Genomic DNA, 20001 nt, shown 5'->3' with positions numbered 1-20001 from the left:
AGCGCCCTATCGATCTGCGATGGTCGTCTCCCCCTCCCGCCGCACGTTGCTCGCCGGTTTAGCCGCGATACCGCTGCTGTCTACCGGCGTGCTGCGTGCCGCCGAACCGGACCTGTCCGACCTGCGCGATATCACGACCGGCGCGGTGCCGATCGGCCCGGACGAACGCGCCCGTCGCCTGTCGCGCGCGCAGGCGCTGATGCGCGCGAACGGCATGGGCGCGGTGTTGATCGAGCCCGGATCGTCGATGGTCTATTTCACCGGCGTCCGCTGGGGCCGCAGCGAACGCCCGACGCTGGCGATCCTGCCCCGCGAGGGCCAGCCGCTGATCGTCACGCCCTTCTTCGAGGAACCCTCGGTCCGCCAGACGCTGGCCGTTCCCGCCGAGGTGCGGGTGTGGCAGGAGGACGGCAATGCCCTGGCGATCGTCGCCGCCTGGCTGAAGGAGCGCCGCCTCGACCGCCTGCCGATCGGCATCGAGGAGACGACGCGCACCTTCATCCCCGCCGACCTTGCCCGCTTCGCGCCGGCCATGCGTCAGGTCAGCGCCAACCCGGTCGTGCGCGGCTGCCGCATGGTCAAGACGCCGGCCGAGCTGACATTGATGCAGACGGCGACCGACGTGACGCTGGCGGCCTATCGCTGGCTCGCGCCCCGGATCGAAACGAGGATGACCGGCACGGAGATCGGCGCGCTGATGACCGCGGCGACACGCAGGCTTGGTGGCGACCCCCAGTTCGCCCTCGCCCTGATCGGTCCCGCCGCCGCGCTACCGCATGGCAGCCGCGAGGTGCATCGGATCGCGCCCGACCAGATCCTGTTGATGGATTGCGGCTGTACCGTGCAGGGCTATCAGTCCGACGTGTCGCGCACCTGGGTGCCGAAGGGCCGCGCCACCGCCGACCAGCGCAAGGTCTGGGCCGATGCCGCTCGCGGCCAGCAGGTCGCGCTGTCCGCGGCGAAGCTCGGCGCCAGTGCGGGCAGCGTCGACGATGCGGTGCGGGCTTATTACACCGCGCTCGGCTACGGCCCCGACTACAAGCTGCCCGGTCTGTCGCATCGTACCGGTCACGGTATCGGTATGGACGGGCACGAACCCGTCAATCTCGTCCGCGGCGAACCGACGCGACTGGCGCCCGGTATGTGTTTCTCCAACGAACCCGGCATCTATCTGCCCGGCCGCTTCGGCGTCCGGCTGGAGGATTGCTTCCACATGACCGCGGAGGGACCTAGCTGGTTCAGCACCCCGCCGACGTCGATCGATGCGCCACTGGCATGAGGGCAGCGCTCGCCGATGCGGGCTTTGTGCTATGGCCGGGGCGGATCGACGCGGTCGGCCGCGCTGAGATCGAACGGCTGTTTGCACAGTTGATGGTCGACCGGCCAGGACTGCGGATCGATCCGGCGATCTGCGATGGCCTTGCCGCCTTTCGGGCGATCCGGCCGGCGTTGCGCGATCTGCTCGGCCCGCGGGCGAGGCCGGTCCGCGCGTTGCTGTTCGACAAGCGCGATGGCGCGAACTGGGCGCTCGGCTGGCATCAGGACCGCACGATCGAGGTCGCCGAGCGGATCGACGTCCCCGGCTACGGTCCATGGACGGTGAAACAGGGCCGCCTGCACACCGCGCCGCCGATCGAGCTTCTCGCCACGATGCTGACCATCCGCATCCACCTCGATCCCGTCGGGCAGGACAATGCGCCGTTGTGCGTCGCGCCGGGGTCCCACCGGCTCGGCTATGTCGCGGAGGAAGCGATCGACGGCGTCGTCGGCCACTCTGGACACGCGGTGTGTCTGGCGGAAGCGGGCAGCGTCTGGTTCTATGCGACGCCGATCCTCCACGGTTCGGCGCGCGCGGCATCCGGGTCGCGACGCCGCGTCCTGCAAATGGACATCGCGGGTTGCGATCTGCCGGGTGGTCTGCGCTGGGCGGCGGATGCGCAACGAACGGCGCTTGAGGGCGGGCCGTCTCTCGCCTAAGTCGCTACCGCTATGACCTCGACCAACGACATCCGCCGCGGCTTCCTCGACTATTTCGCATCGCAGGGGCATACGATCGTGCCGTCCGCGCCGCTCGTGCCGCAGAACGACCCGACGCTGATGTTCGTCAATGCGGGGATGGTGCCGTTCAAGAACGTCTTCACCGGGCTTGAATCACGCCCCTATGTCACGGCGACGAGCAGCCAGAAGTCGGTCCGCGCCGGCGGCAAGCATAACGACCTCGACAATGTCGGCTATACCGCGCGCCACCATACCTTCTTCGAAATGCTCGGCAATTTCTCGTTCGGCGATTATTTCAAGGAACAGGCGATCCATCATGCCTGGACGCTGCTGACCGGTGTCTGGGGCATTCCGGCCGAGAAGCTGACCGCGACCGTCTATCACACCGATGACGAGGCGCACGCGCTCTGGACGAAATATCTGCCCGACGAGCGGATCATCCGCATCGCGACGAAGGACAATTTCTGGGCGATGGGCGACAGCGGCCCGTGCGGCCCCTGTTCGGAGATCTTCTACGATCACGGCGCCCATATCCCCGGCGGCCCTCCCGGCAGCCCGGACGAGGATGGCGATCGCTTCGTTGAGATCTGGAACCTCGTGTTCATGCAATATGAGCAGGATGCCAACGAGATCGTCGGCGAGCTGCCCAAGAAGTCGATCGACACCGGCATGGGGCTGGAGCGGATCGCGGCGGTGCTGCAGGGCGTCACCGACAATTATGACACCGATACGTTCAAGGCGCTGATTGCGGCCTCGACCTCGCTGACCGGCACCGATGCGGAGGGGCCGCGCAAGGCGTCGCATCGCGTCATCGCCGATCATCTTCGTTCGTCCGGGTTCCTCGTCGCCGACGGCGTGCTGCCGGCGAACGAAGGCCGTGGCTACGTGCTGCGCCGGATCATGCGGCGTGCGATGCGGCACGCGCATCTGCTCGGCGCGAAGGAACCGTTGATGCACCGGCTGGTCCCGGCGCTGGTCGCCGAGATGGGCGCCGCCTATCCCGAGCTCGTTCGCGCGCAGCCGCTGATTGAGGCGACGCTGCGGCAGGAAGAGACGCAGTTCCGCAAGACGCTCGACAAGGGCCTGAAGCTGCTCGATGAGGCGACCGCGGGAATGCAGACCGGCGACACGCTCGCCGGCGAAACCGCGTTCCGTCTCTACGACACGTTCGGCTTCCCCTATGATCTGACCGAGGATGCGCTGCGCGAGCGTGGCCTGTCCGTGGATCGCGCCGGTTTCGACGTGGCGATGGCCGAGCAGAAGCGCGCCGCCCGCGCCGCATGGAAGGGCTCGGGCGCCAAGGCGTCCGACGATCTGTGGTTCGACATCGCCGAAGAAACCGGCTCGACCGAATTCATCGGTTATAGCGCCGACGTCGGCGAGGGCGAGGTGGTCGCGCTGGTCAAGGATGGCGCGCGCGTAAATCGGGCCGGCGCCGGCGACAGCGTCGCGATCATCGTCAACCAGACGCCCTTCTACGGCGAAAGCGGCGGACAGGTCGGCGATGCCGGCACCATCTCCACCGAGGCGGGCCTGCGTGCGCAGGTCGGCGAGACGTCGAAGCAACTCGGCCGCATCTCCGTCCATCACGCCAGCATCGAGGCGGGCGAGATCAAGGTCGGCGATGCCGTGAGGCTCCAGATCGACGTGGCGCGCCGCGCGCAGATCCGCGCCAACCATTCGGCGACGCATCTGCTGCACGAGGCGTTGCGTCAGCGGCTCGGCACGCATGTCGCGCAGAAGGGCTCGCTCGTCGCGCCCGAGCGCCTCCGCTTCGACGTGTCGCATCCGGTCGCGATGACGCCGGCGGAACTCGCCGATGCGGAAGCGGCGGTGAACGCGCAGATCCGCGGCAACGGCAGCGTCACCACGCGGCTGATGACCCCGGACGAGGCGATCGCCGAGGGCGCGATGGCGCTGTTTGGCGAGAAATACGGCGACGAGGTCCGTGTCGTGTCGATGGGCAGCGAGGACGGCGGCAAGACCTATTCGGTCGAGCTGTGCGGTGGCACCCACGTCAATGCGCTCGGCGATATCGGCCTGTTCAAGGTGGTGAGCGAGGGCGCGGTGTCGTCCGGCGTCCGCCGCGTCGAGGCGCTGACCGGCGAGGCGGCGCGCGCCTATCTGACCGCGCGCGACGACCGCCTGCGCGAGGCAGCGACCGCGCTGAAGACGACGCCCGACGAGGTGCCGGCGCGCGTTGTCGCGCTGCTCGACGAGCGTCGCCGGCTGGAGCGCGAACTCGCCGAGGCGAAGAAGGCGCTGGCGATGGGCGGCGGCAGCGGCGGCGCGGCGGCAGGTCCCGAGGATATCGGCGGCGTCGCGTTCATCGGACAGGTGCTCGACGGCTTCGAGGCCAAGGGCCTGCGCGGCGCGGTCGACGACGCCAGACAGCGCCTGGACGGATCGGGCATCGCGGTGATGGTCGCGGTCAACGACGGGCGTGCCTCGATCGCGGTCGGGGTGAGCGACGACCTGACGGGCCGTTTCAACGCGGTCGATCTGCTCCGCAAGGCGGTGTCGGTGCTCGGCGGGCAGGGTGGCGGTGGCCGGCCCGACATGGCGCAGGGCGGCGGACCGGACGGGTCGAAGGCGGCCGACGCGGTCGACGCGATCCGCGCTGCGCTGGCGGAGCAGCCGCTGGCGGCGTGAGGCCGGGCCGGGGTGTATGGGAACGGACTGTGATCCCATCACCCATTTGAAATTATGGCGGCTGAAACAGAAACGGGAAGGGCGCTAACCCTCCCCGTATCGTCGTCGAACGCGAACCGCTTACTTGGGTGCGGCGCTGCTCGTCGTGGCGTTCGCACTCGCCCCGGCGGTGGCGGCGGCCAGCTGGTCCGCGGTGATGCCGGCGATCACTTTGCCACTGGCGTCAGCCGAGAAGCCCGCGATCGGCAGCTTGACGTCGCCCTTGGTGGTGGTGAGCGTCACGAACTGCGCGTCCGCCGACTTGATCGTGCCTAGCGGCGCGCCCTGCAGGCCGGACACCGCCGTGCCGGGGACAAGCTTCGCCTTCACCGCGGCCTGCGCCTGAGCCTGCGAACTGGCGACCGCCGCGTCGAGATCGGCCTTCGTCATCGCCATCGCGAAGCCCTTGTCGGTCTTCCCGATCGACGCGGGGGGAACCGGGACTTGCGCGGTGCCGGTGTTGAGGATCACGGCCTGGGGCGTGATGCTGGCAACGGTGCCGAGCGACACGCCGGCGCTGTCATAGATCGTCGCGCCGACCGTCGGGGCGGTGGCGGCAGAGGCGGCAGGCGCTGCGGCGCCCGGGGCCGGCGTGGCTTGCTGTGCCAGAGCCGCGGCGGGCACCATCATCAGGCTGCCGATCGTCAGGGCTAGGGTACGCATGGGGATTCTCCATCTTCTGTCGTTGTGACAGGGAAACGATGGTATGTCCGATGCGGTTCCGCCCGCCCTGATCGGCGAGCGGAGTTCCTAACGGGATCAGCCGGTTACGGGTAAACGGACCGTCCCGTCCTCGGCTCGTCTCAGCGGCGAGTAGGCAATCACCGTTTCGAGCAGCAGCGGCTCGTACAGATGCGGGAACAGCTGGCCGCCGCGCGATTCCTCCCATTTGAGCGATTCGCCGAAGCTGCCCAGATCGACCGCGGCGACGTGCAGGTCGCTTTGCCCCGCGAAATGCTTGTCGACGGTTTCGGTCAGCTGCGCCGCGGTCGACATGTGGATGTAGCCATCCGCCAGATCGACCGGCGCGCCCGCAAAGCTGCCTTCACGCTCCAGCGTCGCCATCTGCTCGGCGGTCAGCACCTTGTAGGCGGTGGTGGGAAGGTCGCTCACGCCTCGTCCTCCCCGTCGTCCGTCTCGTCGACTGCCTCGTCCATCGTCTGCGGCCCGGTGCCGTCGTCGACGATCAGCGCATCCTCGGCCGGCGAGGCAGGCGCATCGCCAAGCTCCTCGGCGACGATCGCCTCGGCCTCGTTCTCGGGCTCTTCCTCCTCGTCGATCCGGGCGGCGGAGACGACATGCTCGTCCTTCGCCACGCTGAACAGCGTCACGCCCTGCGTGTTGCGCCCAGTGACGCGGACGTCGCCGACCGACATGCGGATCAGCTTCGCCTGATCGGTGACCAGCATCAGCTGCTCGCCCGAATGCGCGGGGAAGCTCGCGACGACCGGCCCGTTGCGCCCGGCCGAGACGATGTTGGTGATGCCCTGGCCGCCGCGGTTGGTGCGGCGATATTCATAGGCCGACGTCCGCTTGCCGAAGCCGTTCTGGGTGACGGTGAGGATGAATTCCTCCGCCGCCTCGAACTCCGCCATCCGCTCGGGGGGCAGCGCGGCTTCGCGCTCGCCCTCCTTCCACGCCGCGGCCTTCAGATATTGCTCGCGCTCCTCGGTGGTCGCCGCGAAGCCGCGCAGGATCGACAGGCTGATGACCTCGTCGTCGCCGATCAGGCTGACGCCGCGCACGCCGGTCGAGGTGCGGCTCTGGAATTCGCGGACGTCGGTCGCGGCGAAGCGGATCGCCTTGCCGTTGCGCGTCGCCAGCAGCACGTCGTCCGTCTCGGTCAGCACAGCGACGCCGATCAGCTTGTCGTCGCTGCCCTCGTCGAAGCGCATCGCCAGCTTGCCGTTGGTCGGGATGTTGGCGAACGCGTCCATCGCGTTGCGCCGCACCGTACCGTTGGCGGTCGCGAACATGACGTGCAGGTCGCCCCAGCGCGTCTCGTCCTCTGGCAGGGGCAGCACGGTGGAGATCGTCTCCCCCTCGGCGAGGGGGAGCAGGTTTATCATCGGCCGGCCGCGCGTCGCCGGTCCGCCCTCGGGCAGGCGCCAGACCTTCTTGCGGTAGACCTTGCCGTGGTTGCTGAAGAACAGCACCGGCGTGTGCGTCGAGGTGACGAAGAGCGAGGTGATCGCATCCTCTTCCTTCGTCGCCATGCCGGCGCGGCCCTTGCCGCCGCGCTTCTGCGCGCGGAAGGCGTCGAGCGGAGTACGCTTGATATAGCCCTGCACGGTGACGGTGACGACCATCTCCTCGCGCTCGATCAGGTCTTCGTCGTCGATGCCGTCGGCCGCCGCGGCGATCTCCGTGCGGCGCGGCGTCGCGAAGATCGAGCGGACGTCGACCAGCTCCTCGCGCATCACCTCGTAGAGGCGAACGCGATTGCCGAGGATCTCGAGCAGCGCGGCGATCGAATCGGCCAGCCCCTTGAGTTCCTCACCGATCTCGTCGCGCCCCAGCGCGGTGAGGCGATGCAGGCGCAGGTCGAGGATCGCGCGAACCTGCGTGTCCGACAGCGTGTAGCCGTCGCCCGCCTGCGTGCCCTCGACCGCCTCGACCAGACTGAGATAGGGCGCGATCTCGGCGATCGGCCATTCGCGCGCCAGCAGCGCGGCGCGGGCTTCGGCCGGGCTGCCCGAGCCGCGGATGATTCGCACCACCTCGTCGAGATTGGTGACCGCGATCACCAGGCCGAGCAGGATGTGGGCGCGGTCGCGCGCCTTGTTGAGCTCGAACTTCGACCGGCGGGTGATGACCTGTTCGCGGAACTGGACGAACGCCTGGATGATGTCCTTGAGGTTCAGCGTTTCCGGCCGGCCGCCGCGGATCGCGAGCATGTTGGCGGGGAACGAGCCCTGCGCCGGCGTGTGCCGCCACAATTGGTTGAGCACCACTTCCGGCGTCGCGTCGCGCTTCAGGTCGATGACGATGCGCACGCCTTCGCGGTTCGACTCGTCGCGGATGTCGCTGACGCCCTCGATCCGCTTGTCCTTCGCCGCCTCGGCGATCTTCTCGACCAGTGCGTTCTTGCCCTGCTGGAAGGGGATGGCGGTCAGCACGATCGAGCGCCGGTCGCCGCGGCTCTCCTCGACGATGTGGCGCGAGCGGACGATGATCGAGCCGCGGCCGGTATGGTATGCCGAGCGTGCGCCCGCCTTGCCGAGGATGATCGCGCCGGTCGGGAAGTCCGGCCCCGGCACGATCTCGATCAATTCGTCGATCGTGATCGCGCCATTGTCGATATAGGCCAAGCAGGCGTCGATGACTTCGCCGAGATTGTGCGGCGGGATATTGGTTGCCATGCCGACGGCGATGCCGCCCGCGCCGTTGACCAGCAGGTTGGGGAAGCGTGCCGGCAACACCTGCGGCTCGCGCTCGCTGGCGTCGTAGTTCGGCTGGAAATCGACGGTATCCTTGTCGAGATCGTCCATCAGGTAACTGGCGGACCGCGCCAGACGCGCCTCGGTATAGCGCATCGCGGCGGGCGGATCGGGGTCCATCGAGCCGAAGTTGCCCTGACCGTCGATCAGCGGCAGCCGCATCGCCCAGTCCTGCGTCATCCGCGCCAAGGCGTCGTAGATCGACTGGTCGCCGTGCGGGTGATATTTACCGATCACGTCACCGACGATGCGCGCGGACTTGCGATATGGGCGGTTGAACAGGAAGCCGTTTTCCTGTGCGGAGAACAGGATGCGCCGGTGCACCGGCTTCAGGCCGTCGCGCACGTCGGGCAGCGCGCGCGCGACGATGACGCTCATCGCATAGTCGAGATAGCTCGTCTTCATCTCATCGACGATGGAGATCGTCGAGATGCCATCGTGATGGGAGGGGGGTTCGGCGAGTGTGGTCTCGTCGGCCAAGGCAATACGCTTTCGGATTGTTACAGATGTGTGCCGATCCTGTAAGCCGCCGTGACGCGAAAGTCACGCGCACGTACGCACCTGCGCGTACGTGCGCGTGGGGGCTCACAAAGCGCGGGCGACGCTCACTTCTTGCAGGCGGTCTTGCCGGCGTTGCCCGCCTTCCCGCAATCATAGGTCACGGTTTTGCCGGTGCTGGTCTTGACGGTCACCATCCGCCCCTTGGCCGCGGTGGTCGGTTTCGTCGTCGTCCGGGTCGCGACGGTCGGCTTGCCGATCACGGGCCTGGTGGTCGTGGTGGTGCGGCTGGTTGCGGTCGTTCGCACGGCCGTCTGACCACCGGTAGCAAATGCGGCGGACCCGCAGCACAGCGAGGCGGCGGCGAGCAGGGCGAAGGGCAGGGATCTGGTCATGGGATCATCTCCACCGGCGGACGCGGCAGGGGCCGCGTCGTCGTGAGGACGGGGTGCGCCGATGCGACTGACGGGGAAGTGGCCGGACCATGACGTTTGCGTCATTTCCGCCGGGCCGCGATCAGGGCGCGACCTCCTTTCCCTCGAAATCGAACAACCGGCCGCTGTCCGTGACCTTCAGCCCGTCGATCACGTCGAGCAGCTGCGATGCGGCGCGATCGGGCGCGAACAGGGTGCCGGGGCGGACGTTGCCCTGGAACGGCCTCGAGAGCGCGGTATCGACCGTGCCCGGGTGCAGTCCGACGACGATCGCGCGATCGTTGCGCCGCTTCTCCTCGATGCTCAGCGTCCGGACCAGTTGGTTGAGCGCCGCCTTGGCCATGCGATAGCCGTACCAGCCGCCCAGCCGGTTGTCGGATATGCTGCCGATCCGTGCCGACAGCACGGCGAATACCGTGCGGCCCTGCCGGGGCATCAGCGGCAGCAAATGCCTGGCGACCAGCGCCGGACCGATCGCATTGACCGCCAGCGTCTTGGCGAGCCACGCCGCGTCCAGCTCGCGATAGCTCTTCTCGGGCGCGCGGTCGCCGTCGTGAAGCAGGCCGGTGGCGACGATCACCAGCGACGGCGCGGGACCAGCGGCGATTCGCGCGGCAGCAGCGGCGACGCTCGCTTCGTCCTCGATGTCGATCGACGCCTCGCCCGACCGCGACAGCGCATGGACGACGTCATAGGCGCCCTCGTCGACGATCGCCTCGCACACCGCCGCGCCGATCCCGCCGGACGCGCCGACGATCACCGCGCTGGTGCTGCCGCCGCTCATCGCGCGAACCGCCATTGGTCGGCGGTGCTGGCGTCCGCGTCATAGGCATAGCCGGCGCTGTCGAAGCCCTTCATCGCCTCGATATCGGTGATGCGATGCTCGATCATCCAGCGTGCCATCAGCCCGCGTGCCTTCTTGGCGTGAAAGCTGACGAAGCGATCGCCGTCGCGAAAGTCCACCGCGACGACACGGATCCCGGCGGGAAGCCTGCCGTCGACCGCCGCCCAATATTCCTGGCTGGCGAGGTTCAGCACCACGCCCGAGCCATCCGCCACGACGTCCTCGGCCAATGCCCCGGCGATCCGGTCGCCCCACCAGTCGGTCAGCTTCTTGACCCGCGGCGCCCAGCGCGTCCCCATCTCCAGCCGATAGGGGCGCATCAGGTCGAGCGGCCGCAGCAGGCCGTAAAGTCCCGACAGCATCCGCAGATGATCCTGCGCGAACGGCAGCGCCTCCGGCTCCAGCGTGCCGGCATCGAGCCCGGTGTACACGTCGCCGGCAAAGGCGAACAGCGCCGGCCGTTCGGGCGCGTCGGCGAAATCGCGGAACCGGTCGGCGTTCAGCTTCGCCAGCGCGGGCGAGATATGCATCAGCTCGGACAGCTTTTTCTGGGTCAGATGCGATGCCGCCGCCGCTAGCCTGTCCGCTTCCGCCGCGAAGCGCGGCGTCGTCGGCGTCAGGTCGGGCAGGGGCGTCTCATAGTCGAGCGTCTTGGCGGGGGAGATAATCGCGATCATCGCCACCGCCGGTAGCGGTCATGGCGGGCGCGTTCAATCGTCGTTCAGCGGCCCTGCGCCATGCAAAACGCTCCATCGCTTTGCTTGAATGGCCCGCGACGGACCGTTAGAGGCCTGCGAACGTTAGCGGCAGCGATGTCCCTACTTGTTGGAGAGAGAGTTAGCATGAAGACCCTTTCGAAGCTCGCGCTTGCCGCGGTGCTGGCCACCGGCGTGAGTGGCCTTGCGATCGTCGCTCCCGCGGCGGCCAAGGACAAGAAGGAAGAGCAGGCGGCACCGGGCTTCAAGCTCAGCAAGCCGGTGCAGGCGATCGCCTTCCAGGCGCAGGAAGCGATCAAGGCGCGCACCCCCGCCACCGCCGAGCCGCTCGTCGCGCAGATCGAAACCGCGGCGACGACCGACGACGACAAGTATATCGCCGCCGCGCTCCGCTACGACCTTGAGAACACCAAGCTGGCGATCGCCCAGGCGGCCAATCCGAAGGCGCCGCTGGACGAGACCGTCCTCGCCAAGCCGCTCGACGCGCTGCTGACCGCCAAGTCGACGCCGGCCGCCGATCGTGGCCGCTATCTGTTCCGCCGCGGCCAGCTCGCCTACAACAGTGGCCAGTATCCGGTGGCGACGCAATACTTCACGCAAGCGAAGCAGGCCGGCTATTCCAGCCCGGATTTCGACCTGCAGCTCGCCAAGGTGAAGGTGCAGGCGGGTGACACCGCAGGCGGCCTCGCCGACCTCGACCGGTTCATCGCCGCGCAGAAGGCGGCTGGCCAGCCCGTGCCGGAAGCCTATTACCGCTTCGGCATCGCGACGGCGAACGGCAAGAAGATGGCGCCGGAAACGCTCGCCTGGATGCAGAAGTATGTGGCGGCCTATCCGAATGCCAAGGTGTGGCGCGACGTCATCCTGCAATATGCCTTTGCGCAGAACAGCCTCGCCGCGCCCGACAAGGCGCAGAACGTCGACCTGTACCGCCTGATGCGCGCCGCCGGTGCGATGCCGGACCAGGCGATGTACGAGGATTACGCGAAGAGCGTCTACGATCGCGGCAACCCCTATGAGGCGGCCGCGGTGCTGAAGGAAGGCATGGCGGCGGGCCGGATCCCGGCGTCGAGCACCTTCTCCAAGGGGCTGCTGACCGCCGCGAACACCGCGATCAAGGCGGAAGGTTCGCTCGCCAACAGCGAGAAGCAGGCGCTGGCGGCGAAGGACGGCAAGATCGCCGCATCGACGGGCGACGCTTACCTTGGCCAGAACAATTATGCCAAGGCGGCCGAACTCTACCGTGCGGCGCTCGGCAAGGGCGGTGTGGATGCGAACGAGGTGAACACCCGTCTCGGCATCGCGCTGGCGCGGTCGGGCGACAAGGCCGGTGCGCAGGCGGCGTTCGGTGCCGTCACCGGCAATCCGCGTGCGGGCATCGCGGCGCTGTGGACGACCTGGACGCAGGTCGGTTCGTCGCCGGCCGCGGCGGCTGCTCCGGCAGCGTAATCGGGCTCGATCATACAAGGAAAGGGGACGGTCCGGAAACGGGCCGCCCTTTTTCGTATCGGTCAGTCGATGATGACGGGAATCCCCGACGTCGACTTGGCGGTGCGGATGGTCAGCGACGTCTTCACGCTGGCGACATTGGGTGCCGGCGTCAGGTGGGTCGTCAGGATTTCCTGAAAGCTCTTGAGATCGCTGGCGACGATCTTCAGGATGAAGTCGATTTCACCGTTGAGCATATGGCATTCGCGAATCTCGGGGATTTCCGCGACATGCGCCTCGAACGCGGCGAGGTCGTGCTCGGCCTGGCTGCGCAGGGACACCATCGCGAAGACGGTGATCGGAAAACCGAGGCTGGCGGGATCGAGATCGGCGTGATAGCCGCGGATCACACCCGCCTCCTCGAGCGCGCGGACGCGACGCAGGCAGGGCGGGGCGGTCAGCCCGACGCGTTCGGCCAGCTCGACATTGGTCATCCGCCCGTCCTGCTGCAGGTGGGCGAGGATCTGACGATCGATCCGATCGAAGGACATTGCGTAGGAAACTCCGGAAACAGGCCGATCGAAGGCGGCGTAATCCCTTAATCATAAGAAAATTGCGGCGCAACGCAATTGTCCCACTATGCGACGTGGCGATCGGGTCGCACAAATGAGCGGTTTCCACCGTGAGTCCCCGTCGATAAGGACGGGCGACGCTTATCGTCCGGTAAGCGGCCCTGCGGGAGTTGATGTGCGTTTCGACGACAGCCTGAAAACCGTGCTCTCGGCCGATATGGAGAGTGGCTTCGGCGCGCAATCCGCGTGGCGGCAGTTGATCGACCTGATGGGCCGCGGACGCATTCCTGCCGACGAACCGTCGCTCGCCCGCCTGCGCCTGTTGCGTCAGGCCGTGCCGGTCACGGTGCGATCGGCGAGTGCGCGAGCGCTGGCCTTCGCGACCCCGCCCGCGCCGCTGATCGCCTTCTTTGCCGAGGACGTCATTGCCGTCGCCGCACCGGTGCTGCGCACCGCGCGAATGGACGACGCCGCCTGGCTGGCGCTGTTGCCGCGCCTCGATCCGCACGGCCGCGCGCTGCTGCGCCACCGCCGCGATCTGCCCGCGACGGTGACGCGCGGGCTGGAGAGCTTCGGGCCGACCGACTTCATCCTTCCCTACGACCCGCCGGTCGCCGCCAACGACGAGGGTATGCCGGCCCCCGCGTCGCTCCCCGACGCGACGCCCGCGATCGTCGCGGAGCCGGCGCCCCCCCCGGCGCTCGCCGCTATCCCCGCCGCACCGCCGGAACCGCGCCCGGTCGCCGACGGCGGCTTCCAGATCGCCGACCTCGTCGCGCGGATCGATGCGTTCCAGCGCCAGCGTGTCCCCGACGCGCCGGCGTCTCCGTCCGATCTGCCCGAGCCGGGTAGCGCGGCGACCAGCTTCCGGTTCGATACCGATGCCCATGGCGTGATCTGCGCCGTCGATGGCGTCTCGCGCGGCACGCTGATCGGCGCATCGCTCGCTTATGGCGCGCCGCAGGGCGACGTACGGATCGATGCGGTCATCAACGGCGCGCTGCGGCAGCGCCAGCGGTTCGCGGGTGCCCGCCTCGATATCGGCGGGCGGTCCGACGCGGCGGGTGCGTGGCGGGTCACCGGCACGCCACAGTTCGATGCCGCCACCGGCCGCTTCACCGGCTATGCCGCGATTGCGCGCCGTCCGCGCCGCGACGAGGACGTCGCCCCCGCGCCCCGCAAGGCGGCGTCGGATTCGCTGCGCCAGCTCGTCCACGAACTGCGCACGCCGACCAACGCCATCGCCGGTTTCGCCGAGCTGATCGAGGCGCAGCTGCTGGGGCCGGTCGCCCCCGTCTATCGCCAGCATGCCCTGACGATCCGCGATCAGGCCGCGAGCCTGCTCGGCGCGATCGAGGACCTCGACACCGCGGCGCGGATCGAGGGCAAGGCGCTCGAGCTACGTGCCGGCCCGATCGCGATCGAACCGATGCTGGCGCGGATCGCACAGGATCTGGAACCGCTCGCGACGCTGCGCGGCACCGCGCTCGATATCCATCCGATGGGGGATCACGCCGCGCTCGCCGACGACCGTGCTGTCGAACGGCTGCTGTCGCGTCTGCTCGCCGCGCTCACCGCGGCTGCGGTTGCAGGCGAACGGATCGACATCGCCGAGGCGCCGGCGCCGGCCGGTCAGGTTGCGCTCTGCTTCGCGCGCCCGCAGTCGCTCGGTACGGGCGGCGAGGACGTGCTGCTCAGCATCGACGGCGACACGCCCGACCATGCCGAAGCCGGTGGCGGCGCGCCCCTGCTCGGCACCGGCTTCGCGCTGCGGCTGGCGCGCAATCTGGCGCGCGAACTCGGCGGCGAGCTGATCTTCGGCGAGCATCTCTTGACACTGCGGCTGCCCGCCGCCCTAGATGACGCGGTGGGGCAGGCGACCAACTGATCGTGGCGGACGGCGCCGTAACGCCATATCGGGCGCCGCGGCCGGCATCGGGCGATCTGATCCGCTGGCCGGCGACATTCGGCAAACGCTTCATCGTCTTCGTCGACGTCGAGGAGGAGTTCGACTGGTCGGCGCCGCCCGATCCGCGTAACCGGTCGGTCACTGCGATGCACGCGCTGCCAGCCGCCCATGCGCGTTTCGCCGAACGCGGCATCGGCCTTATGTGCATGGTCGACCATCCGGTCGCCAGCGATCCCGCCGCGGTCGACATCCTGAAGGCGATCACGGCGGACGGCCGGTCGTCGATCGGCGCGCAGCTGCACCCCTGGGTGACCCCGCCCTATGCAGCGCCGCAGCCGGGGGACAGCTATGCGGGCAACCTGCCGCCCGCGCTGGAGGCCGCGAAGCTCGACGCGCTGACCGACCTGTTGCGCGACACCTTCGGCACGCCGCCGCTCGCCTATCGGGCGGGGCGCTACGGGATCGGCCCGGCGACGGCCGCCATGCTCGCCGCCCGTGGCTATCGCGTCGATGCGTCGGTGCGGGCGCGTTACGACTATAGCGCGGATGGCGGCCCGGACTTCACCGCGATCGGCAGCGTGGCGTATCGGATGGGGTCGCTGATCGAAGTTCCGCTGACGACGATCTTTACGGGACGCCTGCGCCGGGCCGGTCCTATGCTTCACCCGCTGCTCGGCCGGGTATCGCATGCGCGTGGCCTGTTCGCCCGATCGGGTCTGTTGCAACGGATCGCGCTGACGCCGGAGGACATGCCGATCGACGATGCGCTGGAGGCGGTCCGGATCGCGATCGGCGAAGGCGAACAGCAACTGCTCAGTTTCTCGTTCCATTCGCCGTCGCTGGAGCCCGGCCACACCCCCTATGTCCGCAGCGCGTCGGACCTCGCGGCTTTCTGGGTCTGGTGGGAGCGTATGTTCGCCTGTCTCGACCGGTTGAAGGTCGCCCCGGTCGGTATCGATGCGCTGCTCGCTGCGGCCGATGCGCCTCGCTCTGCGATGTGATGGCTCGCTACGCGACCTGTCGGACAGTTGATGGCTTTCGATCTGCGCTTCCAGCCAGTCGAGTGCTAACAACAACTTAATGCTGCGACCCTCGGATACCGGATCCTTTGCCGCTCGTCTTTGCGAGATGGCCTCGGATGGCCGCGCGATGCAGTGACTTCAAATTGTAACGCGGCTTCATCCTTAGCCATTGCCGATTTCGCTTGTGTTTTTGCTCGATTGTGCCATGGGTGACGCTCACTTTATGAGGGGGGACCATCATGGTTGCCAAGTATCTGATGGCTGCAGCTGCAGCCGCTCTCGTCGTGGCGCCCGCCGCGGCTGCTCCTGCGAACCCCGCAGCGAGCCTGTCGGTGGCCAAGTCGGTTCGTACCGGTTCGGTGTCGAAGAAGAGCAACGAGCTCGCCGGCGGCGGCATCATCATCGCGCTGGTCGCGGCGGCTGCGGTCGTTGCGGGCATCGTGATCGTTGCCGACGACGATAGCGACAGCAACTAAGTATCGCAGGCGCCCGGCGGAGTTCCCAAGACGCTCGCCGGACACTGGAATACGCAGGCAAGGGGAGCTTCGGCTCCCCTTGTTGATTCCGGAACTGGTCGAGGGCGATTATCCTGCGGCGCCATATGCGGGATAGCATGCGTAACATGCGCGCCCCCGCCGACGTGAATGGGCTGCTAGCGACGCCATCACCCGCCGCGCAGCCGATCTGACAGCGTGCGCCTATTGAACGCCCGCCGTCGTCTTCACCACCGCGCCGCGATGCATGACGAACCGGACCCGTTCCAGCCGTGTCACGTCCTGTAGCGGCGACCCTGCCACCGCGATGATGTCCGCGGTCTTCCCCGGCGCGAGCACACCGATATCGTCGCGTCCGAGCAGATCGGCCGCCGCCACCGTCGCGGTGGCGATCGCCTGCGCTGGCGTCAGCCCGTTCCTGACCAGCAACGCGAACTCGGTTGCATTGTCGCCGTGCTTCGACACGCCGGTATCGGTGCCGAAGGCGACCTTGACCCCCGCCGCATAGGCGCGCCTGTGGCTGGCCGCCATCGCTGCCGCCGCCGCTTCCGCCTTGGCGATCGTCGCGGGCGGCAGCGCCCCGCCGCGTGCCTGCGCCAGTGCGGCGACCGGCGCGATCTCGGTCGGCACCAGATAGGCGCCCTTCGCCTTGAACAGGCGGATCGTCTCTTCATCGAGGAAGGTGCCATGCTCGATCGAATCGACTCCGGCCTCCAGCGCGGCTCGGGTCCCCTCCGCCGCATGGCTGTGCGCCGCAACCTTGCGGCCGAGCGTATGCGCGGTTTCGACGATCGCGCGCATCTCCTCCGGCGTCATCGCCCGGCCGAGCCCACCGCTGACGTTGGACAGCACGCCGCCGGTTGCCGCGAACTTGATGACGCGCGCGCCGAGCGCCACCTGCGCGCGCACCGCACGGCGGCAATCGTCGGGGCCGTCGCAGACATTGACCTGTCGCGCATGAGCGAGGCCGGCGAATTCCTCGGCCAGCCCGTTGCCGCCATCGCCATGCCCGCCGGTGACCGACAGCATCTCGCCGGCATTGGTGATCGTCGGCCCGTCAACGGTGCCGGACTCGATGGCGTCGCGCAGCGCGCGGATGCCACGCGGATCGCCACCCAGATCGCGAACCGAGGTGAAGCCTGCCGCCAGGGTCGTGCGCGCGTTTGCTACCGCGGTCATTTCATCATCGAATCGATCCCGCGTCATCGCCTCCAGCCGCGCGCGCATCGGATCGCCGCCGATGCCCCACAGATGCACATGCATGTCGACCATGCCCGGCAGCACGAACGCATCTCGCAGATCGACCAGCATGGCGCCGGCCTCGGGCGCGACGAAGCCGTCGCGGATCTCGGCAACCTTGCCATCGCGAACAATGACGGTGCTCGCCCCGCGTGGCGCCTGACCCGGCCGGTCGAGCAACGTCCCTGCCTGGATATAGGTGGTGCCGCCCGTCCGATCCTGCGCCGCGGCCTGCAGAGGCGCAGACATGGCCGTCGTCGTCGCCAGTGCCGCCAGAAATGTCGTGAACATGGTATCTCCCCTATTGGGGGAGATGCTTGCCGATCCGCCGGCCGCTGGCAAGCGACGGCGCGGCGCCGCGCGTTACGATCTGTTCGATATTGTGGTCGGGGAGACAGGATTCGAACCTGCGACCCCCTGGTCCCAAACCAGGTGCGCTACCAGCCTGCGCCACTCCCCGACGGGTCCGCCGTCATCGATGCGGATGCGCGAGCGGCGCATCGGCGAAGAACCGCGGACGGGAGGGCAGTAGATCGCGATGCGCGTTCTGGCAAGCCGTGCAATGCACCGATCCGGTCTGGCGATGCACCTTTCCGCAAACGCGGAACGGGCCGGGGATGGAATGGTGGGCCCGGCAGGACTCGAACCCGCAACCTAGCCGTTATGAGCGGCCAGCTCTAACCATTGAGCTACAGGCCCCACCGTGCCGCGTTCGCTAGCGCACCCATCGCCAAAGAAAAAGCCACCGGTTGGGCGCCGATACGGAAAAAGGGACGCCTCCCGCATGGGAAGCGCCCCTTTTCGGATCGTGCGACAGCATGATCGGCGCGCCGGGCGAGGCCCGGCGCAGCGCGATTACAGGTTGTCGGCCTTTTCCTCAGCCGCGTCACGGACGTTGTCCGCAGCCGCGTTGATGTTGTCGGCCTTGTTCTCGAGCACGGCTTCGGCCGTCGCGTTCGAGGTGTTGTCGGCCAGCGCGTCGATGTTATCGGCCTGCGCTTCGAGGTTGTCCGCCAGCAGGTCCGCGTTGTTCTCGACGGCAGCGGCTTCAGGCGACTTCGAGCAGGCAGCGACGGACATCAGGCCGGCGGCAGCGAGAACGAAAGCGATCTTCTTCATTCGAATGCTCCCAAGCAAAGCAAAAATCGCGGCCGGCCCGATCGCCGTCGCGAGACAGCCCAAATACCGCACGACTCCCCCCGGTCAATCACCAAATTCATCCGGGGGTCATCTGCGGCCATCCTTGAGACGCTCAACGACGCGGCGTGACGGGGCCGATATCCTCCGGCGCGTTGGCAACGACCGCGAGCATCGTCGTCCAAGCCGCGACGTTCTGGCGCAATTGTTCAGGGTCGATCCGGTCGAGCGTATCGTCCGGCGTGTGATGCGTATCGAAATAGCGGGTACCGTCCTGGTTGAGGTCGATCGCCGCGACGCCCAACGCCAGCGTCGGGCCGACGTCGGTGCCGTCGCCGCCGACGCCAGCGCCGCGCGCGATGCCGAGCGGGGCGAGCGCGGTCTGCAACCGGTCGGCGATCGCCGTGGCGCCCTCCGGCAGGTTGACCTCGAACCGCCAGATGCGATCCGCGCCGAAGTCGCTCTCGCCGGCGGTGGCATGACGCTCGCCGCCATGGACGCGGGCATAGTCCTTGCCGCCATAGCCGCCCGGCTCTTCCGCGCCGAACCAGACGACGCGGATCGTCCGCCGCGGCTTCGGCCCGTCGAGGATGCGCTTCGCCGCCGCGGCGGTGATCGCCACGCCCGATGCGTCGTCGATCGCACCGGTGCCGAGATCCCAGCTGTCGAGATGTCCGCCGATCAGCACGATCCCCGCCTTGGGATCGCTGCCGGGCACTTCGGCGATGACGTTGCCAGACGTGCCGGTCCCGGCGAAGCGCGGGGTCAGCACCAGCTTCAGCGTGATCGGTTTGCCGCGCTCGGCCATGCGTTCGAGCAGTTCCGCGTCGGGCACGGACAGCGCGGCGGCGGGGATCGGTGCGACACCCGCGGGGAAGTTGGTGCCGCCGGTATGCGGGTTGCGGTGATGATCGGTGCCGATCGACTTGATGACCACCGCCGCCGCACCCAGCTTCGCCGCCAGCGCCGGTCCGACGAAGCGGGCAGGGCCATAGGCGCCGTAGCTCGATCCGTCCTGCGTCGGCCGCATCGCATTGCCGATATAAACGATCTTCCCGCGCACGCTGTCGGCCGGCGCGTTGGCGAGTTCGCCATAGCTCCGGAACACCACGACGGGTGCGGTCAGGCCGGCGGCCGGCGTCGCGCCCGAATTGCCCAGCGCGACGAGCTTCAGCTTCTGTGGGAAAGGCGCGACCACCTCCGCCGTCTCCTCACCGCGCAGCCACACCGGCATCTGATAGGTTTCGACGTGGACGTTCTTGAACCCCAGTGCCTTCAGCCTGGCGACGCTCCACGACCGTGCCCGGGCCTCCGCCTCGGTCGCCGCGAGCCGCTGCCCGATCTCGGTCGTCAGCCCTTCGACGATGTCATAGGCGACGTCGTCCTTCAGCGCCGCATCGCGCAACGCCGCGACCTTCGGATCGACGGGAGCGGGCAGGGGCGGCGCGACGCGCTGCGCGGCCGCGGAGGCCGACACGGCGGTCGAGGAGGCGAGGGCGAGGAGCGCAAGCGCGAGGCGGGTCATTCGGTCAATCCCCTTGGCATGTTCTGATCGCCACGGTGTGAGCGATGGCGGCGT

General features: G+C 68.3%; 17 protein-coding genes and 2 tRNA genes. 7 read left to right on the top strand and 12 right to left on the bottom strand.

Annotated features, from left to right (window positions below):
• The first annotated feature begins 19 nt into the window (after positions 1–19).
• The 3 genes from AC1RTO_RS06505 to alaS are packed head-to-tail and all read left to right on the top strand — an operon-like array spanning position 20 to position 4650.
• Entirely contained in the window at positions 20–1279 is a 1260-nt protein-coding gene (locus AC1RTO_RS06505) for a M24 family metallopeptidase (RefSeq protein ID WP_493160028.1), read from the top strand.
• On the top strand, positions 1276–1977 hold the full coding sequence (locus AC1RTO_RS06500; protein ID WP_493160027.1) for a phytanoyl-CoA dioxygenase family protein: 702 nt from the start codon (positions 1276–1278) through the stop codon (positions 1975–1977). Before AC1RTO_RS06505 ends, AC1RTO_RS06500 begins: the two co-directional genes overlap by 4 nt.
• 12 nt (positions 1978–1989) lie before the next feature.
• Positions 1990–4650 carry an alanine--tRNA ligase gene (gene alaS / locus AC1RTO_RS06495; protein WP_493160026.1) on the top strand — a complete coding sequence of 887 codons (2661 nt, stop codon included), beginning with the start codon at positions 1990–1992 and terminating at the stop codon, positions 4648–4650.
• A gap of 120 nt (positions 4651–4770) precedes the next feature.
• On the opposite strand, the gene AC1RTO_RS06490 is transcribed toward alaS, so the two are convergent.
• The 6 genes from AC1RTO_RS06490 to yaaA all read right to left on the bottom strand — a co-directional run bounded on the left by AC1RTO_RS06490 (position 4771) and on the right by yaaA (position 10582).
• On the bottom strand, positions 4771–5352 hold the full coding sequence (locus AC1RTO_RS06490; RefSeq protein WP_493160025.1) for a hypothetical protein: 582 nt from the start codon (positions 5350–5352) through the stop codon (positions 4771–4773).
• A gap of 96 nt (positions 5353–5448) precedes the next feature.
• Positions 5449–5802, bottom strand: a complete 354-nt coding sequence (locus AC1RTO_RS06485) for a DUF952 domain-containing protein (RefSeq protein WP_493160024.1) — start codon at positions 5800–5802, stop codon at positions 5449–5451.
• The gene (gyrA, locus tag AC1RTO_RS06480; protein ID WP_493160023.1) at positions 5799–8609 is read right to left on the bottom strand and encodes a DNA gyrase subunit A; all 2811 of its coding nucleotides are present in this window, start codon (positions 8607–8609) and stop codon (positions 5799–5801) included. Before gyrA ends, AC1RTO_RS06485 begins: the two co-directional genes overlap by 4 nt.
• Positions 8610–8734: 125 nt before the next feature.
• Positions 8735–9022: a hypothetical protein gene (locus tag AC1RTO_RS06475; protein WP_493160022.1), complete on the bottom strand. Its 288-nt coding sequence runs from the start codon at positions 9020–9022 to the stop codon at positions 8735–8737.
• A 121-nt stretch (positions 9023–9143) separates the two neighbouring features.
• A complete protein-coding gene (locus AC1RTO_RS06470) occupies positions 9144–9860 on the bottom strand; it encodes an SDR family NAD(P)-dependent oxidoreductase (RefSeq protein WP_493160021.1) in 717 nt (238 codons plus the stop codon).
• Entirely contained in the window at positions 9842–10582 is a 741-nt protein-coding gene (yaaA, locus tag AC1RTO_RS06465) for a peroxide stress protein YaaA (protein ID WP_493160020.1), read from the bottom strand. Before yaaA ends, AC1RTO_RS06470 begins: the two co-directional genes overlap by 19 nt.
• Before the next feature lie 165 nt (positions 10583–10747).
• Here yaaA and AC1RTO_RS06460 point away from each other — a divergent pair, with 165 nt between their 5' ends.
• On the top strand, positions 10748–12070 hold the full coding sequence (locus tag AC1RTO_RS06460) for a hypothetical protein (RefSeq protein WP_493160019.1): 1323 nt from the start codon (positions 10748–10750) through the stop codon (positions 12068–12070).
• A 62-nt stretch (positions 12071–12132) separates the two neighbouring features.
• Here AC1RTO_RS06460 and AC1RTO_RS06455 read toward each other — a convergent pair whose 3' ends face one another.
• Positions 12133–12600, bottom strand: coding sequence for an Lrp/AsnC family transcriptional regulator (locus AC1RTO_RS06455; RefSeq protein WP_293873910.1), 468 nt, complete (start codon positions 12598–12600; stop codon positions 12133–12135).
• A 196-nt stretch (positions 12601–12796) separates the two neighbouring features.
• On the opposite strand from AC1RTO_RS06455, the gene AC1RTO_RS06450 reads away from it, so the two are divergent.
• The 3 genes from AC1RTO_RS06450 to AC1RTO_RS06440 all read left to right on the top strand — a co-directional run bounded on the left by AC1RTO_RS06450 (position 12797) and on the right by AC1RTO_RS06440 (position 16028).
• Positions 12797–14509: a histidine kinase dimerization/phospho-acceptor domain-containing protein gene (locus AC1RTO_RS06450; protein WP_493160018.1), complete on the top strand. Its 1713-nt coding sequence runs from the start codon at positions 12797–12799 to the stop codon at positions 14507–14509.
• Between the two features lie 2 nt (positions 14510–14511).
• Positions 14512–15531 carry a polysaccharide deacetylase family protein gene (locus AC1RTO_RS06445; RefSeq protein ID WP_493160017.1) on the top strand — a complete coding sequence of 340 codons (1020 nt, stop codon included), beginning with the start codon at positions 14512–14514 and terminating at the stop codon, positions 15529–15531.
• 278 nt (positions 15532–15809) lie between these two features.
• On the top strand, positions 15810–16028 hold the full coding sequence (locus AC1RTO_RS06440) for a hypothetical protein (protein WP_493160016.1): 219 nt from the start codon (positions 15810–15812) through the stop codon (positions 16026–16028).
• 222 nt (positions 16029–16250) lie between these two features.
• On the opposite strand, the gene AC1RTO_RS06435 is transcribed toward AC1RTO_RS06440, so the two are convergent.
• The 5 genes from AC1RTO_RS06435 to AC1RTO_RS06415 form a co-directional block, all read right to left on the bottom strand.
• The gene (locus AC1RTO_RS06435) at positions 16251–17576 is read right to left on the bottom strand and encodes a metal-dependent hydrolase family protein (RefSeq protein ID WP_493160015.1); all 1326 of its coding nucleotides are present in this window, start codon (positions 17574–17576) and stop codon (positions 16251–16253) included.
• A gap of 92 nt (positions 17577–17668) precedes the next feature.
• Positions 17669–17745, bottom strand: a tRNA-Pro gene (locus tag AC1RTO_RS06430).
• 163 nt (positions 17746–17908) lie between these two features.
• Positions 17909–17984 (bottom strand) — tRNA-Ile (locus tag AC1RTO_RS06425).
• A 156-nt stretch (positions 17985–18140) separates the two neighbouring features.
• Entirely contained in the window at positions 18141–18404 is a 264-nt protein-coding gene (locus AC1RTO_RS06420) for a hypothetical protein (protein WP_293873901.1), read from the bottom strand.
• 133 nt (positions 18405–18537) lie between these two features.
• Positions 18538–19947: a M20/M25/M40 family metallo-hydrolase gene (locus AC1RTO_RS06415; protein WP_493160014.1), complete on the bottom strand. Its 1410-nt coding sequence runs from the start codon at positions 19945–19947 to the stop codon at positions 18538–18540.
• Positions 19948–20001: the final 54 nt, after the last annotated feature.

Source organism: Sphingomonas sp. GW821-FHT10F09 (assembly GCF_058809195.1).
The sequence above is the reverse complement of the archived record's forward strand: the minus strand, read 5'-3'. Positions and strand labels throughout refer to the sequence as shown.

Bases quoted from the DNA above. Each gene is read 5' to 3' on its own strand.
- AC1RTO_RS06455 (WP_293873910.1), bottom strand. From the start codon at position 12,600: ATGTCCTTCGATCGGATCGATCGTCAGATCCTCGCCCACCTGCAGCAG.
- AC1RTO_RS06490 (WP_493160025.1), bottom strand. From the start codon at position 5,352: ATGCGTACCCTAGCCCTGACGATCGGCAGCCTGATGATGGTGCCCGCC.
- AC1RTO_RS06475 (WP_493160022.1), bottom strand. From the start codon at position 9,022: ATGACCAGATCCCTGCCCTTCGCCCTGCTCGCCGCCGCCTCGCTGTGC.
- AC1RTO_RS06440 (WP_493160016.1), top strand. From the start codon at position 15,810: ATGGCTGCAGCTGCAGCCGCTCTCGTCGTGGCGCCCGCCGCGGCTGCT.
- yaaA (WP_493160020.1), bottom strand. From the start codon at position 10,582: ATGATCGCGATTATCTCCCCCGCCAAGACGCTCGACTATGAGACGCCC.
- AC1RTO_RS06500 (WP_493160027.1), top strand. From the start codon at position 1,276: ATGAGGGCAGCGCTCGCCGATGCGGGCTTTGTGCTATGGCCGGGGCGG.
- AC1RTO_RS06420 (WP_293873901.1), bottom strand. From the start codon at position 18,404: ATGAAGAAGATCGCTTTCGTTCTCGCTGCCGCCGGCCTGATGTCCGTC.
- alaS (WP_493160026.1), top strand. From the start codon at position 1,990: ATGACCTCGACCAACGACATCCGCCGCGGCTTCCTCGACTATTTCGCA.
- AC1RTO_RS06470 (WP_493160021.1), bottom strand. From the start codon at position 9,860: ATGGCGGTTCGCGCGATGAGCGGCGGCAGCACCAGCGCGGTGATCGTC.
- AC1RTO_RS06505 (WP_493160028.1), top strand. From the start codon at position 20: ATGGTCGTCTCCCCCTCCCGCCGCACGTTGCTCGCCGGTTTAGCCGCG.
- AC1RTO_RS06415 (WP_493160014.1), bottom strand. From the start codon at position 19,947: ATGACCCGCCTCGCGCTTGCGCTCCTCGCCCTCGCCTCCTCGACCGCC.
- AC1RTO_RS06435 (WP_493160015.1), bottom strand. From the start codon at position 17,576: ATGTTCACGACATTTCTGGCGGCACTGGCGACGACGACGGCCATGTCT.
- AC1RTO_RS06460 (WP_493160019.1), top strand. From the start codon at position 10,748: ATGAAGACCCTTTCGAAGCTCGCGCTTGCCGCGGTGCTGGCCACCGGC.